The following is a 16,008-nucleotide window of genomic DNA, read 5'->3' as shown; positions in this document are numbered from 1 at the left end:
GTGTCGTGCGCAGAATGGCTGCGTATCGCTGACGTTTATCCTCTGTACGCACGGCGCATTTATTAAACGTCCTGGCTGGCATCAGATACACTCGCTCCCCGCCATCTGCGACTTGCGCATGCTGTAAACGTACGGCAAAGGTAAGACCGCGCAAACATGCCGAACCGCTGCTAACAGGTTGCGTATGGCCAACCAGGCGGAGAACAGGAGTAAGGAGCTGACGCTGATGGTCGGTGACGTCGCTCCGTCATTTGTCCAGGCGGAGGCAGAAAAGATTGGGGGATTTAGCCCGCAAATTTCATATATGCACACCTGATCAGGTAAGGTTCGACTGAATAATATGCCCAGACTGACGACAGGACATTCAGGTCATGCTGACTGTCACCTGAATAGGCTTTTAACAGTTTATCTTTCTTGTCTTTGGACAGTATCACCTCTTCAAGCGTGTCTTTCATCGCTTTCCGGACATCGTCAGGCGCAGCTTTAAAAATCTGGCTTGAAAAAACGGTATCAGACAGCGCTTTCATTTTTTCAGGGTGTCCAAACGCGTCAAAGATGACGGCATCAGAGGCGGCCTGAATTAACGGAATGGACGTGATGTGGCAGTATTCCTGTACTGTTTTAAGGTCTGGCGTCTGAGCCGCGAGAGCATTGCCTGTCATCAATAAGAAAAAATAAATTAATCGTTTCATAACTACCCTAGTGTAAAACCCCTGTTACAGAAACGCGGTCTGCCATAAAGTGAGAACACGACGTCATCGGGATAAAGTGAAAGGGGAAAGGTGCAATCTTTGCCCGTCGGGTATTAAACGCTGAAATATGAAGTATTCAACGCCTCTGCTCAGCGCTAAAAGCCAATCCCTGGTCGCGATCACAAGACGAATATTAAGTGTAATGCTTTTCGCTTTCGTCCTTATGCGGGTTGACGTCAGACGCGTATTCATGCTTTAAAACCACAGAAAAAAGGGGCCCGGACGTGAGCCCCAAATGACTGCATTAACTTGCTATCGATTATAGAGTGTTACTCACCGGTTAGCCGGTTCGATTAATGATAATCGGCAAAGTAAATGTAAATTGCAAGTTTTTGATTATGTTGAAATATAATTTATATATTAGTCCGAATATCTCAAGTAATAGTATATTTCGCTGATGATTTGCGTTGTCAAACCATAATGGACCAGTTCTTTATAGAATGTATAAAGCGCCGGGTGACAGACAAATCATAATGCGAAATGGTATCCGCCAGGACCTGGATTCTGATGTAATCCAGGCCTGCGTCAACATAGTTAATCAACGTGCTGTTCGCATCCTCAATAACGCGCTTAATACAGCTGTTTTATTGCCTGCAATATATTGCTGTGCATTCTGATTTGCCTTCGGTGAGCCGATAGCCCTGAGATGGCGGATATACCGCCGGGGCTGGCCGGCGGTATATCCTGTTTGTCAGAACTGCGTCCAGTTATTCTCGCTACTCTGGTACGTTCCCGCCAGCGGCGTTAAGGTTACTGGTTGCGCGGCAGATCTGCCCGGATGTGGCTTGATATCGGGCTTTCTGACGTTCCCGTCTGCAACAGGCGTAAACGCGGCGACCAGGCCGTTAAGCGCTTCTGCCTGTTCGGTCAGAGAGCGTGCAGCGGACGACGCTTCTTCAACCAACGCGGCGTTCTGCTGCGTCACGTCGTCCATCTGATTCACCGCCTGATGCACCTGGCTTATTCCCAGCGACTGCTCCTGCGCTGCAACCGAAATTTCTTCAATCAGATCGGTGACCTGACGGACTGCATCATCCATTCGCGCCATGTTCTCACCAACGTCACTGGCCTGAGACGCTCCGGCCTCTACAAACGCGATGGATGATTCAATCAGCTCTTTGATTTCATGCGCCGAGGCGGAGGATCGCTGTGCAAGATTTCTGACTTCGCCAGCCACGACCGCAACAGAAGTCGGTAATCGTATTCACTGACAGTCTTTTTGATAAAACATTAACCGGCCCGAAACGTCTGGCCGGCTAATCAAGCCTAAGACGAGGAACACTAATTGACAAGGCCAGGTTCAGCAGAACGCATCGCCGCATGGATTTCTTCTGCTGCGCCATCGCCTAAAGGAAGCAGGGGAGAACGCACTGTCGCATGGTCAAGAATGCCACGTGCAACCAGTGCATGTTTCAGTGCCACCGTGCCTTCCATGTGAGATCCGCGATGGTAAACCGCTTTCGTTACAGGCAGCAGGCGGTCGTGGATTTTACGGGCCTTACTGTAATCCTGATCCTTGCCCGCCTTAATCATTTCAATCCGAGGTTCCGGGGCGATATTACCGTAGCCCACTAGCATGCCATCCACATTAAAAACGGTGTGCAACAAATATTCATCGTGGCAGGTCAGCACCTGAAGATCAGGACGCTCCCGGCGAATCAAGGGGATTTCTGTATCCCAGCGACGCATGTTTCTGACACCGTTCTTCATGGCAAAAACCCCGGGCTGCGCTGAGATATCAAGTAAGGTTTTCAGGTTATAAGTCGCTTTGGTCACATCCGGGTACTGGAACAGAATCAACGGTAGCCCGCTTTCCTCATAAACAACGCGATAGCGGTCCTGAGGAGCACCATCCTGATAACCGAACCGGAGCCAGCCATGTGAAGGATAAAGAAGGCCAGCTGAAGCCCCCGCATCAACAGCCCCCTTAGCTTCAAGCGCTGCCACTTCCGTCCCCTCACCGGTGATACCTGCAATCACAGGAATTTTTCCTTCAACAGACGTAACGAAAGCACGTATTACCGAGGCCTGTTCTTCCTGGGTCAAAAATGTGCCTTCACCCGCACGCCCCAGGACAACACATCCTTTAACACCATTGATGCTGCCCAGCCAGCTCCCCAGGCGCTGAATGGCATCATAATCAATACGTCCGTCGCGCGTTGAAGAAGGCCGTGGTTTTGCCGTGGTGGCTGGCGAGGTGCGTAATCTTGCGCAACGAACCTCCTCCTCGGCAAAGGAAATCAGAGAGCTGATTGATTCGTCGATGCAGTTTATCCATAAAGGTTCGGAACAGACTGAGGGGGTCAGATATAATCTTGACCGCATGAACGATGCGGTGAATCAGGTGAACGACCTTATTAATGAAATATCAGTGGCGGCCAGAGAACAGTCGCAGGGTATCAGCCAGGTTCATCAGGCGGTCAATCAGATGGATGACGTTACACAACAAAATGCTGCACTTGTCGAAGAAGCTTCTGCGGCTGCGCTGTCCCTTAAGGAACAGGCCATGTCACTGAGCAAACTGGTTTCTGCTTTTATTATATCGCCCCGCAAAACCTCAGAAAATAAGAAGCCGGTAATCAGCCCGGAAACGTCAGGGCAGGGGCATGTTTATCCTTCCCCAGGCGAAGCGGGTCGTTCTGATAATAACTGGCAGACATTCCAGGAGCGTGTTCCGTTTAAGTGCCGGGTTGTCACGGTGGATAAATACTTTCCTGTTTATTCAGTAATATGCATCCGCCCTGCGATCAGGATTTGTGTGGATAGCCTGAACTTTATGAAAAGGAAGGATCGGGCCAACGTTAACAGACTCATCTAAGTCAGCTGTTACAGGGAAAAGCAGTGCCGACAGCCTCGCAACACTGCCGGCACAGCTTAACCAGTGTTTATTTTTTTAGAAATTAAGGGGTTATTTGGTAGTGATATACTGATGGCTCATCTTAAATGAGATAACCGGGAGTCTGCTTTGTGCCAGAAGCAAACATTGCAAATATTACTGTTTTAATAAGTCATAACATGTGGGCTTCATTGACTGCGTTCCATCAACTCAAGCGTCTGACCATCGGGGCTTTGTAAATATATTACTCTGGTTCCCTGCATGGGTCCTGACAAAACTGTCTGCGGTTTCCCTAGCGTCTTCCAGCCATAGTCCGATACTTTGCTCAAGAGCACATCAAGATCCTGCACTATAAACGCAAGATGCGCGTAGCCTGGGATATAGGGTGCTGAAGGCTCCTGTGGCTGTTCAATGTTATTGTATTGTAATAATTCAATTTTAATGCCAGCCAGTTCAAGCAAAGCCATTCGGACATCCGCTCCCCTTGCGCCTGTTACTTCATCAATAACAGGTCCAGACATTTTCCCTTCGCGTAATAACTTCCCTCCAAGGATATGGGTCCAAAAGAATAATGAGTCTTCAATATTTTTAACTGAAAAACCGACGTGATCAGCACTTAAAATCATGAGATTACCTGCTGTTTTTGAAAATTGAGCATACAACTATCTTAAATGCCTGTTTTATTTCTTCACGATAAGTGTGAGGGGATTTTTTTCAGGAAAAAAATCACAACCGTGTGTCTGAATAATGTATTTTTCGATTCCTCCATAGCGACAGCTGTACAGGTTAGCTGCTCCCGGTTGACTGATAAGAGGCTGCGTTACAAGTCTTTACCTGATGTAGAAAAACGACGAACGTCCGCTTTTCGCTCATAGCGGACAAAGGAAGAGATCTTAGCGTCCGCTCCGTGCCAGAAGCGGACGTTGGTTTTAAAATGCCGTGCTGATTTATTGTTAGCAGGTTAACCCTCTGTTAAAGCATCATCCAGGAAACGAATCGCATTGCGCAGCGCCTGGTCGGCCTCTGGCAGGGTACCGGCCAGTAAGTGCCATACATGGAACATGCCGGGCCAGACTTCAAGCGACGTGCGCACACGTGCTTCCCCTAAGTTCGAAGCGAGTTGAATCGCCCCACTTAACATAACTTCATTCTCACCCACCTGTATTAGTGTGGGTGCAAGCCCCTGAACATTCGCATAAACCGGAGAGGCATCAGGATGCGTCGGAAGCTCACCTGCAAGAAACTCTCTTGCTAATCGGTTGAGAAAACCAACGCTACAAACAGGATCAATTCCCTCACGGGTCGTGGCTGACAAACCGCTATGAGTGAGATCTGCCCAGGGTGAAATAGCCACTGCCGCAGCGGGGAGCGGAATACCCGCGTCACGCGCCTTGCGCATCACTGTAATTACCATTGCACCTCCCGCTGAATCGCCTGCCAGAACCAGATTCTTGGCATCGATACCACTGTCGAGTAATGACCGATAAGCTGAAAAAACATCATCTACAGTCGTTGGGAAAGGGAAGTCGGGAGCCTGTCGATAGTCTGGGGTATAGACGCTGGCTTTTAACGATGTGGCTATCCTGCCCGTTAATCCCCGATACGCTTCGACACCGCCATGCACATAGCCGCCGCCATGAATGTACAGCGCTACCCGGCTTCCGGCATGTTCTTGATTTTCGCTGATCATTACCGGCACGTTGCCCAATGTGGTGGTGTGACAGGAAACCCCTTCGATAGCAGGAAAAATTTTTTCAAGGTCTTGCATATAGTGTTTACGGATATCAGTCCAGCTGTCTTCAGACTGACCATACAGCTTCTGTACAACCGGGCCAGCGGCAGCTATCCATCCATTCAAGAGCTTTTGTGCATTTTTCGACAGCATTGTTGTGACCTTAATAAGTGAAATTCTACAATTTCACTTTAAAATAATTATTGACGAAAAAGGTTCCCTAATGACGGGCAGGAAAATCGCTTCGACAATGTCTACAGGCTCCGCTCTGGACATCAGGGCAATGCGGATCTTTGTCGCTGTTGCAGAGGCAGGGAGTTTTGTTGCTGGCGGCAAGGCGATGGGGTTAACGCGCTCTGCGGCGGGTAAAGCGATAACCCGGTTAGAAGAGCACCTGCAGACAAGGCTTTTTCAACGCACCACGCGGCGGTTATCTCTGACCACAGAGGGGCATGAATTCTATCACCGCTGCTGCAGATTACTGGAAGACATAGAAGAAGCCGAAGCCAGTATCCGGCATAATTCACCAGTGCCAAAAGGCATTCTGAGACTGACCGTGTCAGAGGGTTATGGCAAAATGGTTATCCTTCCTTTTCTCCAGACGTTTTTACAGAACTCACCAAATATAAACATTGAAGTCAGCTTTAGCGATCGGGTTGTCGATCTGGTGGAAGAAGGATTTGACCTTGCCGTTCGGGTAGGCAGTGCAGCCACAAGCCATCAATACATCACACAGGTGATCGACAGAGCAAGGTCACAGCTATTCGTATCACCGGACTATCTTAAGCAATGGGGTAAACCGGAATCACCCGCTGACCTCAAAGAACATCGTCGTCTTGTTTATGGGTTAGGAGCGGCTTCAGGCGCATGGACACTCTTTGACGAGGAGCATGGGCAAATAACGCTGAACGGCAGGAACCATGTCAGGTTCGACAGCGGCGATGCCATACGCTTAGCTGCCATAGCCGGATTGGGTATCGGTTATTTACCTTCATTCATGATTGAAAAGGATATTTTAGCAGGGCACCTGGTACAGGTATTGGCTGATACACGAGGCGAGGAGGTTGCTATCCATGCTATTTACCCCACTCGCTTACATCTCTCCCTGAGGGTGCGCATTTTTATTGATGGCCTAAAAAACTTTCTGAGTAATCATAAAAAAAGAAATATCTCTCGTTGAGAATATATATCTCCATTTCTCGCTCAACGCGGGCATTATCAGCAACGATACCGGGTTAAAAAAGCAGCAGTCTATGACAGTTAAATGATTTCTCTGTGACACAGTTAAAGAAAGTAACTATTGTGGCGATAACGGTATAGCGTGATATACACGCTTTAACTACAAGGACTTAACATGGCCGTCATTAACACCAATACGCTTTCACTGGTTACGCAGAATAACCTGACCAAATCACAGTCTGCTCTGGGCACGGCAATTGAGCGTCTCTCTTCCGGTCTGCGCATCAACAGCGCTAAAGACGACGCAGCCGGCGAAGCCATCGCTAACCGCTTTACCTCTAACATCAACGGTATGACCGTTGCAGCCCGTAACGCCAACGACGGTATCTCTCTGTCGCAGACGGCTGAAGGCGCCCTGACCGAAATCAACAATAACCTGCAACGCGTACGCGACCTGACCGTTCAGGCGCAGAACAGCTCTAACTCAGCGTCTGACATTGACTCAATCCAGGCGGAAGTTAACCAGCGTATGCAGGAAATCGACCGCGTCACCAAACAAACCGACTTCAACGGCATTAAAGTCCTGAACACCGGTTCCGGCAGCACCACCTACAACTTCCAGGTAGGCGCAAAAGACGGTCAGACAATCGGCATTACGCTGAGCGCAAGTGACGGCTTCGACCTGGCGGCAGCGGGGCAGTCTGGCACCACCCAGAATACCGAGACAACCACGGGCCAGACCGTAAACGGCAATGCCCGCAGCACCTCTGCTATCGGCTTCGACGTTCTGAAGGGCGCGGTCACCGGCGGCACTGGCGGGACGGCGTCCAGCAATACGCCGCTGGCCGACATTGATAAAGCGATTAAGGCGGTCGACAACCAGCGCAGCCTGCTGGGTGCGTCTCAGAACCGTTTTGAGTCCACCATCAGCAACCTGAACAACACCGTGACCAACCTGACCGCTGCCCGCAGCCGTATTCAGGATGCGGACTACGCGACGGAAGTGTCAAACATGTCCCGCGCGCAGATCCTGCAGCAGGCCGGTTCTTCTGTACTGGCACAGGCCAACCAGGTGCCACAGACCATGCTGTCTCTGCTTCGTTAACAGACGCCGGTGAGCTGCATTCCGTAATGCAGCTCATCAGCATTCAGCGCCGTGAAGCGTAAGCGCTCTTCCTGCCTGCACACCCTGTGATACAGTCCATAAAACAAGCAAAATCCAGTCCATATTTTGTCTCATCGCGCGTTAACGCATATTCACCGATGACCAGGCCCGGTTTTGGACCCGTAGCAGGGGCAGTAAAGGGTATGATGCGCAATTCAGTCCGAGCCCGGCAAAATGGGATGTTGTGTTGAGTAGTGGGCACACTCCCCGGAAGCCAACCAGAAAGTGTGCGATGAAACTGAAGGGTGCAGTGATGATTTTAAAGGCGCGAAGAGGCATCCAGCCGGATTTGCAGACGGCTTATGTTTTCGGTTATCTCCGCGGTTCTGTCGGCCAGTTCGCGGATTTCGCTGGCAATAACAGAAAACCCTCGTCCCTGCACGCCGGCTCTGGCGGCCTCAATGCTGGCATTCAGTGAGATGAGTTTGATCTGAGCGGCAATATTGGCATTTTCAGAGACTAAATCAGCGATCTCACTGACAGAGGCTGATGCCTCATCTCTTCGCTGGCGTTCATGCTCAGCCTGAACTTCCTGGTCTTTCAGCGTCTGTATATCGATCAGCGCCCCGACCGCCCGCAAAGGTATACCCTCTTTGTCCCGTCGGGTCTGCCCACGTGCACGGAACCACCGGTAATTGCCGTTTTTGAGTTTAACGCGGTATTCAACGTCATAACCTGTTGCGCCCGAATGGTCGTTAAGGTGTTTGATAAAGGCATCCAGCGTGTGCTGACTGTCGTCGGGATGGAGACGGGAAGCCCAGCTGTCAATCACATCAGGAAACTCTTCAACGGTTTCGAATCCAAGCAGTTTTCTGAACTGTGGGGACCACCAGAAAACGTTATTCGGATGTAAAGGGTCACCATTGATGATCTGCAGGTCCCAGAGCCCGTCATTCAGCATTTCACGCGACAGGTTGAAGCGGGTCATGACAATGTCATATTCGCTTTCGTGCGCCACGTCCTCACTGATGTTCAGCAACGTACCTGTCAGCCTCTGGTTATGGCCGTCAGCGCCGCGCTCACGTTTAACGGCTACCTGAAACCATTCGTAGCTGCCGCCTGCCGTCATAAAACGGCATTTATGGGTCACACCGGAAGCGGCAGAGGGCTGAACGGTTCGTAAAAGCTGTCTGAAATGACTTTTGTCTTCATCATGAACAAGCGAGCAAAGCGCCGAGAGAGTCAGAATATTGTTGCCCCCTTGCGGAAAATTAAACGGCGCGGCAGATGAAATCCAGAGCGGAGTGCTGTCGGTGATGTCTTTCCCCTCACAGACCCACAAGAATTCTGGCAGCAGAGCCAAAAAACTGTCCAGACGATCGGATAACGCCCCGCATGGCGGCACTTCTTCGACGGGCACCTCCTGGCGTGGCGGTAAAATGACTTCTGGCGCGGGCGGGGATTTCCTGAATAATTTGCCTAACATAACTGCTCCCTGTGATTAAAATTAATTACAGACTGGTTATCGGCCATGTTGCAGGATGCATAAGTCAGCTAAATGATGAAATTTTCTACTGTTTAGCCGGGCAGCTTTGTCTGCAGATCATGTAGGGTAATGCCCGAATGGGGCTTTTTTTCGCGGGCCGGTCTCTTACAACGCAGAGAAAGGAAACGGGGCAGGCCTTATAATCACAGACCGCCGCCAAAAAATATTCGCGCCTGGCAGACGCAGTACAGCCGATAAATCTGACCACATCAACCGCGATATTTTCGCCAGTCTTTTGCTTTTGCCGTCTTACCCATCATTTACCCCTGGTTATTACAGGCCCACGTGAAGTAGGTTATCCACTCCGCCATCATCGCCAACAGGAAACCCGGATGAAAAACGTTTTCGCGCTGTTGTTTGGTCTTGCAACACTTATCCCGTTGCAGGCTTCGGCTGACAGTACATTTGTGTTTTTCCGTCATGGCGAAAAGCCCGACAACGCCAGCGGGCAACTGACCTGCAAAGGGCTGAATCGCGCCCTGAAACTGCCGAGGGTATTGCTCAGCCGTTACGGCAATCCCGATGCGCTTTATGCCTCGGCACCGAAAGAGGATAAAACCGGCAGTTCACTGCGCCCGCTTTCAACCCTTATTCCTCTGGCGGTACAGGTTTCTCAACCCGTCATACTGCGCTTTCACGCCGACAAGCCCAATAAGCTGGTCGCGGATCTGCTGGCAGAAAAAGCGGTGCCTCTGACGTTTATCTCCTGGGAACACAAAAATCTGGTGACCGCTGCGCGCAGGCTGGTTGAAAAAACGGGTGGGGATGCCGGGCAGGTGCCGGACTGGTCAGCAACCGATTTCGATTCTGTCTATGTGGTGAAAATTGACGACAATCAGCATTTTAAATCCTTTAAACAGGATGCCGAGGGACTGAATGGCGTTTCATCTGACTGTCCTGACCGGTAGAAATGAATGCGCAGGTGGTTTGACATGAAAGCCTGTAACGAAGCCGCTAAAAGACAGCGATGCCTGATGGCTGAGAAACGGGAAAGGGGAGAGCTGAGAGCGGCGCGTTGAGCATGAAAGAGGCCAGCATCTGCATCTGGCCTCTGTCGGGGTCAGACCCTGAACGTTTCCACAATCGCCTGGAGCGCATGCGCCTGATCAGACAGACCGTGAGACGCGGTGGAAGATTCCTCAACCAGGGCCGCGTTATTTTGCGTGACGCCATCCATCTGACTGACGGCGATGCTGACCTGCGAAATACCCTGCATCTGCTCAGTCGATGCCAGTGAAATCTCATCCATGGCGGACGCCAGTGAGCCGACCATACCGACAATCTTCAGAATACTTTCCCCCGTTCCCTGTGCGACGCCCACGCCGCTTTCCACCTGCGTAACCGCCTGCTCAATGAGCTGCTTGATGTCACGGGCTGCCGTCGCACTGCGCTGCGCCAGTGTTCTGACCTCCCCCGCAACGACCGCAAAACCCCGGCCATCTTCACCGGCGCGCGCGGCTTCTACGGCGGCATTGAGCGCCAGAATATTAGTCTGGAAGGCGATGCTTTCAATCACGGCGATGATGTCGCGAACTTTAAGCGCACTGGCCGAAATCGTGTGCATGGTATCCGACATTTTCTGCACGTCAGTTTCCCCCTTACGTGCCAGCAATGCGGTCTCACGGGCAGACTCGGCGGTCTTCTGCGCACTGGCGGCATTGTTTTTCACCGTTGTCGTCAGCTCCTCCATACTGGCGGCCGTTTCCTGTAACGCGGCGGCCTGCTGTTCGGTTCGGGAAGACAGCTCGGTGTTGCCTCGTGAGATTTCATCGGCCGCCAGCGAGACGGAAGCGGATGAGGCTTTAATCTGCGATACCAGGTCACGCAGGTTGTCCTGCATGCCTGCCAGTGAGGCCATCAGGCTGAAAGCATCATCGCGGCGAAGTTTAACCGGCGTACTCAGATCGCCGGCGGCAATGGCGGCGGCCAGCGCCTGTGCCTGGGCGGGTTCTGCGCCCAACTGTTTCTTGATACGGCGCGTAATCAGCCAGCTCATGACAAAGCCCAGAGCGATAAACACCACGGTGAGCACGCTCAGCGACAGGAACACGCCTGCCAGCCCCGTTTCGGTCTTCACTGCCGTACCGCCGGTCACACGATCCTGATAAGCCACCATATCGCTGACGGCTGAGCGGTAGTTCGCCAGGTCCGTCAGTAGCGCGTTGTCGATATGTTCACGGACGGCATTGGCGTCCTGTTGCAGGGCGCGCGTCGCACTGGCCTTGAAAGGCGGCGATGACGTTTCGATTTTTTTCAAAAAGTCAGAGGCTTCATCCACTTCGCTGAGGTTAATACCCGGAATGGTACGCGCACCGTTAATCAGCGTGCGGAAGTGGGCAGTGGTGTCATCACTGTTTTGTTGTAATGCCGCAAATTTTGCAGCGATATCCTGTATGGATGCGTGCCTGTCACCCGAGGATGCCGCCAGAAGCAGCGTAGTTTGCTGTGCAACGTTGTCCTTAATGGTCTGTAAGGTGCGTAAATCATTCAGTCGGGCCACCGTCAGCTTCTGCTGATCTCTGACCGTACTGAGCTTGATACCGGCAAAAAGGGTAATACACACGCCGAGCATGATGACGGTCAGGAAAGCCGCGTTGAGCATCATGTTGAGTGACATTTTTCCTGGTCTGAACATAAGGTTCTCCATAAGAATTGTTTCCACTAATGCTGCAAAAAGGTTATCGGCAGGCCCGGCCAGACAAGGAATAATTTACATAGTCAGTCTCTGTCTTTACAAAACCTACCTGCGTGCCGGCTTGTTCAGGATGAAGCAAGGTAGCGGTAGCACCGCGTTTTTGCTGCGGGGACAAGCCAGTCTGCCGTGAAGGTGTCCCTCGTCTTCCCGGGGCGTTTGTCAGTGACACGCCACGCAGGACGAAAAAATTTCGCCCCAGCCCGATCATCACGGTCAATGCGCCGCCTGGCTGCGGCTCTTCAGCTGCCTGTCAGCAAGGCAGGGCAGGGGCTTAGCGGGGATCATGCGAGGTGATTCGCAACTGAAAAGCATAAATCACTACGGTTCGCTTGTTTAATGCCGATAACACGATCACAGCGCAAGTGCTGGCAGAAGAATGAAAGGCAAAACGCCCGGCGTTTCCCGACGTGCAGCAATATGATGCGGCCGTCTCACGGCGGCTCAACCTTTCATGACTGACTGAAAGAGAGGGTGACGGCAGACATTCCGCCAGCGCGCCTTTTTCAGATATGAAACCTCGTCATTTTATGAGGACTTAACGACTAATCGATCACCCATAACGGCCGGATGAAAACACGCGGCAGGTTGCAGGCACCTGAATGAACACGAAAAGAAAAAATGCGACATTGCATACCTGCTTTAAGAAACGGCTTCAGGCCGGTGAATTTACGCCTTATTTTCAGCCGATTGTGTCGCTCGAGGATGAGCGGGTAGTCGGCTTTGAAATGCTGGCCCGCCGCGTTTTACCGGACGGGCTTATTATCCCGCCCGATCAATTCATTCCCGAAATGGAACGTCAGGGCCTGCTGAATGAACTGACCGCCGTCCTGTTAACTCAGGGCATCCTGACCGCAGGCACCTGGCCCGAACAGCAGTTTTTATCGGTTAATGTTTCGCCTTCCCAACTGAAGGGCCGTCATCTGCCTGACATCATCAAGCACGTGGCAAATCAGTACGCCTTCAGTTTGCCCAGGCTCAAGATAGAAATCACCGAAACGGCTCTGATAGATGATGTGGATTCAGCGCGTGCGCAGATTGATTACCTTTCAGATATGGGCTGCATGATAGCAATGGATGACTTTGGCACCGGATTCTCAAGCCTGGCCTGGCTCATTCAGCTTCCTGCCACCACAATCAAAATCGACAGCAGTTTCATTCGCTCAATGCTGCACCAAAAGGACAGTCGCAAGATTGTTTCCAGCGTTGTCGGCCTGGGACGCAGCCTGGATATGGACGTGATCGCCGAAGGGGTTGAAACAGAGGAAGAGGCGGAAATGCTGCGGAAAATAGGCTGCACCTATGCGCAGGGCTATTTATTCGGCAAGCCGCTGACCGCAGATGAGACGCACGCGTTGCTACTCACCCGACCGGGTAAAAAATTTCATCGCAGGGTACAACGCATGTCTCTCGATCAGCGCGCGCATCAGATCTCGTCCATGTACGCTGCGCCCGGGACCTCCATCTGTTTCCTCAACACGGATCTCCGGATCGTGGATGCCAGTGAGACCTTCGCCGAACGCGTCTGCTGGGAGCTGGACGATCTCATCGACCGTTATATCTATGAAGTCATCCCTTCGGAGGCGGATAAACTGTTATGGCTTCAGGACTTCCGCGAAAAAGGGCTGCCTTACCCGCCTTATGAAGTGACGCTGCCGGGCGGTCGAATTGATCTGGTTATCATTACCCGGGTGGAGGATGAAGCCAAAGACTTGCTGGGCTTCTGTGTGTTCGGTATCGACATCAGTAGCCGGATGGGCACAGAACACCCTGTGGAACAGGATTTTTCCGCTAAACAGCAGGGCGCGGAAAGTAAGATATTACCGGGACGTTCAAAACCAGGCTGAATGGGCACGCTGCCGCATCGTAAAAACCTGCGCCCTCGCAGGCACCTCATCGGACGGGGCAGGCCGGAGATCACTTACCTGCTGCCATCTCCCTGCCTGATAGCGTTGTGCACGTTTATGTCTCCACACCGGTCTGACCCGCCAGACCGGCTCAGCACCGAAGGAAAGAACCGTTAGCACACAGGCAGGATCAGCGTATTGCCTGAATCTGTATTGACAGAGTAAGCATCCGGCAGCCTGTAATTAAAGCCCGGCGTGAACGGGCCACAAGCGCGAATACTGCCATGATAAATTAACACGCAGAAAGGTAATATAAGCCAGGCCGTGATAATCCCCTGCCGGGCATAATGCGCAACCTGTGAAAAATAAACACGATTTTCTGTCAGACAGAAGGAATTCATGTTTTCGGATACCGTCTGTAATTAATCTGTTCAGGTTTACGGCCTTGCTGTGCATTAAATCAGCAGGCGGCTTCGCTTTTCTCCTTTGTAACTTCCGTTCACATAATCATCTTCTCAGATAAGTCATTGTAAAAAAAGTCTAAGTTATTTTTATTTGAATTAATTTTCACGATGAGCAGCAATTTTATTTATCTCAGTTACGCTTTTAAGACTGATTTAAAAAGAACATGAAGGCAAATCTTAACCACGAAGGAGAAATGTATCGCAGGTCATTCCAGAGGGAATCTGTCATTATTCCGCCGTAGTTAAATTTGTCGGAAATATCCGAAAATATTGCGCAACCCTAATTATTTTAAAAACAGGGCAGGCAATCACGCTTTTTAGTCACGCGTATTTTAAGCGAACGGCCTCTTTCCACAGCGAACGCACGATTAGCGTCAGGCTGATTAACCAGCCCAGAAAATCCGATGCCGCTCGCCGTCCCGGTCAGGGCCGGTGGGCGCCAAATCATCCATGACCCGAGGGGAAAAATATGAAAGCAGTCGTTTATAACGGACCATACGATGTGTCAGTAAAAGACGTGCCCGATGCCAAAATTGAGCGTCCCACGGATGTTCTGGTTCGTATCACCACCACCAATATTTGCGGATCTGATCTTCATATGTACGAAGGGCGTACCAGCTTCGAACAGGGCCGTATCCTGGGCCATGAAAATCTGGGGCAGGTGGTAGAGATCGGCAGCGGTGTGGAGCGCGTGAAAGTCGGAGATTATGTCTGCCTGCCTTTCAACGTCGGCTGCGGATTCTGTGAAAACTGTGAAAAAGGGCTGACAGGCTTCTGCCTGACGACCAATCCAGGCACGGCAGGGGCGGCGTACGGCTTTGCCGAAATGGGGCCCTGGTCTGGTGGTCAGGCAGAATTATTGCGCGTACCCTTTGCCGATTTTAACTGCCTGGTGCTGCCACCCGATGCGGTTGAAAAGGAAGACGATTACGTCATGCTGTCTGATATTTTTCCCACCGGCTGGCATGCCACTGAACTGGCGGGGCTCAAACCCGGCGAAAGTGTGGCTATCTATGGTGCAGGGCCGGTAGGACTGATGGCGGCGCATTCGGCGATTATCAAGGGTGCCTCCGAAGTGTACGTTGTGGACACGCATGCCGACAGGCTGGCGCTGGCTGAAAAACTCGGTGCCATTGCCATTAATGCCACCGGGACCGATGCGGTAAATAAAATTCTCGACCTGACGGATGGCCGGGGCACCGATTGTGGCTGCGAATGTGTGGGATATCAGTGCTGTAACAAACATGGGGTTGAAGATAACGCCGACACCATGAACAGCCTGGTGGCCTCCACCAAAGCGACGGGCGGCATTGGCGTGGTGGGCGTGTTTGTGCCACAGGATCCCGGTGCTGCCACCGATCTGGCGAAAGAAGGTAAAATGCCTTTCGACTTCGGCAGCTTCTGGTTTAAAGGCCAGTCTGTCCGCACTGGCCAGGCAAACGTCAAAGCCTATAACCGCCAGCTGGCGCGTCTGATCGCGCAGGACAAAGCGAAGCCGGGACAAATCATTTCCCACCGACTACAGCTGACAGAAGCCGCAGAGGGCTATAAACATTTTGACAACCGCGACAGCGGGTGGACAAAAGTGATTTTAAAACCCTGAATAAGTTGCAGTTAACCGGGCCGCCGCAGTCTGGGATCTCGTCTGAGTACCGGGGACCGGACTGTTGGCGGTTAAAGACGGCCCCTGTGGTTAGCTGACTGACCGATGACGTTTTATCTCAACAGCATGGCTGGCAAAGGACGAGGCCGCCTCGCCTTCACCGTGCCAGCGTAAGTCACAGCCCATACCTGCTGTGGAAAGGTCTGGTACAGAGCGGCGTTTATAACGCGAGAGAAACGTGAATATAATCGT

12 protein-coding genes and 1 pseudogene are annotated in these 16,008 nt (G+C 51.6%); 6 read left to right on the top strand and 7 right to left on the bottom strand.

Annotated features, from left to right (window positions below; all coding sequences use genetic code 11):
• Window positions 1-284 precede the first annotated feature (284 nt).
• From RAC60_RS03530 to RAC60_RS03520, 3 genes and pseudogenes are all read right to left on the bottom strand, one after another.
• The gene (locus tag RAC60_RS03530; protein ID WP_033737925.1) at window positions 285-692 is read right to left on the bottom strand and encodes a hypothetical protein; all 408 of its coding nucleotides are present in this window, start codon (window positions 690-692) and stop codon (window positions 285-287) included.
• Window positions 693-1,443: 751 nt separating this feature from the next.
• Window positions 1,444-1,935: pseudogene (locus RAC60_RS03525) on the bottom strand (methyl-accepting chemotaxis protein); the annotation flags it as partial.
• A gap of 98 nt (window positions 1,936-2,033) precedes the next feature.
• The gene (locus RAC60_RS03520) at window positions 2,034-2,993 is read right to left on the bottom strand and encodes a dihydrodipicolinate synthase family protein (protein WP_375092681.1); all 960 of its coding nucleotides are present in this window, start codon (window positions 2,991-2,993) and stop codon (window positions 2,034-2,036) included.
• On the opposite strand from RAC60_RS03520, the gene RAC60_RS03515 reads away from it, so the two are divergent.
• On the top strand, window positions 2,935-3,570 hold the full coding sequence (locus RAC60_RS03515) for a methyl-accepting chemotaxis protein (RefSeq protein ID WP_375092643.1): 636 nt from the start codon (window positions 2,935-2,937) through the stop codon (window positions 3,568-3,570). The two genes, RAC60_RS03520 and RAC60_RS03515, sit on opposite strands and share 59 nt — an antisense overlap.
• 206 nt (window positions 3,571-3,776) lie before the next feature.
• On the opposite strand, the gene RAC60_RS03510 is transcribed toward RAC60_RS03515, so the two are convergent.
• A complete protein-coding gene (locus RAC60_RS03510) occupies window positions 3,777-4,214 on the bottom strand; it encodes a VOC family protein (protein ID WP_324028528.1) in 438 nt (145 codons plus the stop codon).
• Window positions 4,215-4,549: 335 nt separating this feature from the next.
• Window positions 4,550-5,473: an alpha/beta hydrolase gene (locus tag RAC60_RS03505; RefSeq protein WP_375092641.1), complete on the bottom strand. Its 924-nt coding sequence runs from the start codon at window positions 5,471-5,473 to the stop codon at window positions 4,550-4,552.
• Window positions 5,474-5,543: 70 nt separating this feature from the next.
• Here RAC60_RS03505 and RAC60_RS03500 point away from each other — a divergent pair, with 70 nt between their 5' ends.
• Together RAC60_RS03500 and RAC60_RS03495 are read left to right on the top strand one after the other, a co-directional pair.
• Window positions 5,544-6,500, top strand: coding sequence for a LysR family transcriptional regulator (locus tag RAC60_RS03500; RefSeq protein WP_324028526.1), 957 nt, complete (start codon window positions 5,544-5,546; stop codon window positions 6,498-6,500).
• A gap of 174 nt (window positions 6,501-6,674) precedes the next feature.
• Window positions 6,675-7,604, top strand: coding sequence for a flagellin (locus tag RAC60_RS03495; RefSeq protein ID WP_039340776.1), 930 nt, complete (start codon window positions 6,675-6,677; stop codon window positions 7,602-7,604).
• Between the two features lie 319 nt (window positions 7,605-7,923).
• On the opposite strand, the gene RAC60_RS03490 is transcribed toward RAC60_RS03495, so the two are convergent.
• Complete coding sequence (locus RAC60_RS03490) at window positions 7,924-9,090, bottom strand: PAS domain-containing methyl-accepting chemotaxis protein (protein WP_162285599.1); 1,167 nt, start codon at window positions 9,088-9,090, stop codon at window positions 7,924-7,926.
• Window positions 9,091-9,482: 392 nt separating this feature from the next.
• Here RAC60_RS03490 and RAC60_RS03485 point away from each other — a divergent pair, with 392 nt between their 5' ends.
• The gene (locus RAC60_RS03485; RefSeq protein ID WP_205951782.1) at window positions 9,483-10,058 is read left to right on the top strand and encodes a histidine phosphatase family protein; all 576 of its coding nucleotides are present in this window, start codon (window positions 9,483-9,485) and stop codon (window positions 10,056-10,058) included.
• A 152-nt stretch (window positions 10,059-10,210) separates the two neighbouring features.
• Here the strand turns inward: RAC60_RS03485 and RAC60_RS03480 are convergent, their stop codons facing one another.
• On the bottom strand, window positions 10,211-11,785 hold the full coding sequence (locus tag RAC60_RS03480; protein WP_205950067.1) for a methyl-accepting chemotaxis protein: 1,575 nt from the start codon (window positions 11,783-11,785) through the stop codon (window positions 10,211-10,213).
• 659 nt (window positions 11,786-12,444) lie between these two features.
• Here RAC60_RS03480 and RAC60_RS03475 point away from each other — a divergent pair.
• Window positions 12,445-13,689, top strand: coding sequence for an EAL domain-containing protein (locus RAC60_RS03475; RefSeq protein ID WP_110267609.1), 1,245 nt, complete (start codon window positions 12,445-12,447; stop codon window positions 13,687-13,689).
• Between the two features lie 933 nt (window positions 13,690-14,622).
• Window positions 14,623-15,756 carry a glutathione-independent formaldehyde dehydrogenase gene (locus RAC60_RS03470; RefSeq protein WP_039340758.1) on the top strand — a complete coding sequence of 378 codons (1,134 nt, stop codon included), beginning with the start codon at window positions 14,623-14,625 and terminating at the stop codon, window positions 15,754-15,756.
• Window positions 15,757-16,008: the final 252 nt, after the last annotated feature.

The organism is Pantoea sp. BR_17 (assembly GCF_041955125.1).
Lineage (GTDB): Bacteria > Pseudomonadota > Gammaproteobacteria > Enterobacterales > Enterobacteriaceae > Pantoea > Pantoea stewartii.
Note: the sequence above shows the minus strand (reverse complement) of the source record. Positions and strands in the feature narration are given on the sequence as shown.

Coding starts and splice junctions, on each gene's coding strand:
- RAC60_RS03475 (WP_110267609.1), top strand. CDS start 12,445: ATGAACACGAAAAGAAAAAATGCGACATTGCATACCTGCTTTAAGAAA.
- RAC60_RS03530 (WP_033737925.1), bottom strand. CDS start 692: ATGAAACGATTAATTTATTTTTTCTTATTGATGACAGGCAATGCTCTC.
- RAC60_RS03505 (WP_375092641.1), bottom strand. CDS start 5,473: ATGCTGTCGAAAAATGCACAAAAGCTCTTGAATGGATGGATAGCTGCC.
- RAC60_RS03480 (WP_205950067.1), bottom strand. CDS start 11,785: ATGTTCAGACCAGGAAAAATGTCACTCAACATGATGCTCAACGCGGCT.
- RAC60_RS03485 (WP_205951782.1), top strand. CDS start 9,483: ATGAAAAACGTTTTCGCGCTGTTGTTTGGTCTTGCAACACTTATCCCG.
- RAC60_RS03495 (WP_039340776.1), top strand. CDS start 6,675: ATGGCCGTCATTAACACCAATACGCTTTCACTGGTTACGCAGAATAAC.
- RAC60_RS03500 (WP_324028526.1), top strand. CDS start 5,544: ATGACGGGCAGGAAAATCGCTTCGACAATGTCTACAGGCTCCGCTCTG.
- RAC60_RS03490 (WP_162285599.1), bottom strand. CDS start 9,090: ATGTTAGGCAAATTATTCAGGAAATCCCCGCCCGCGCCAGAAGTCATT.
- RAC60_RS03510 (WP_324028528.1), bottom strand. CDS start 4,214: ATGATTTTAAGTGCTGATCACGTCGGTTTTTCAGTTAAAAATATTGAA.
- RAC60_RS03470 (WP_039340758.1), top strand. CDS start 14,623: ATGAAAGCAGTCGTTTATAACGGACCATACGATGTGTCAGTAAAAGAC.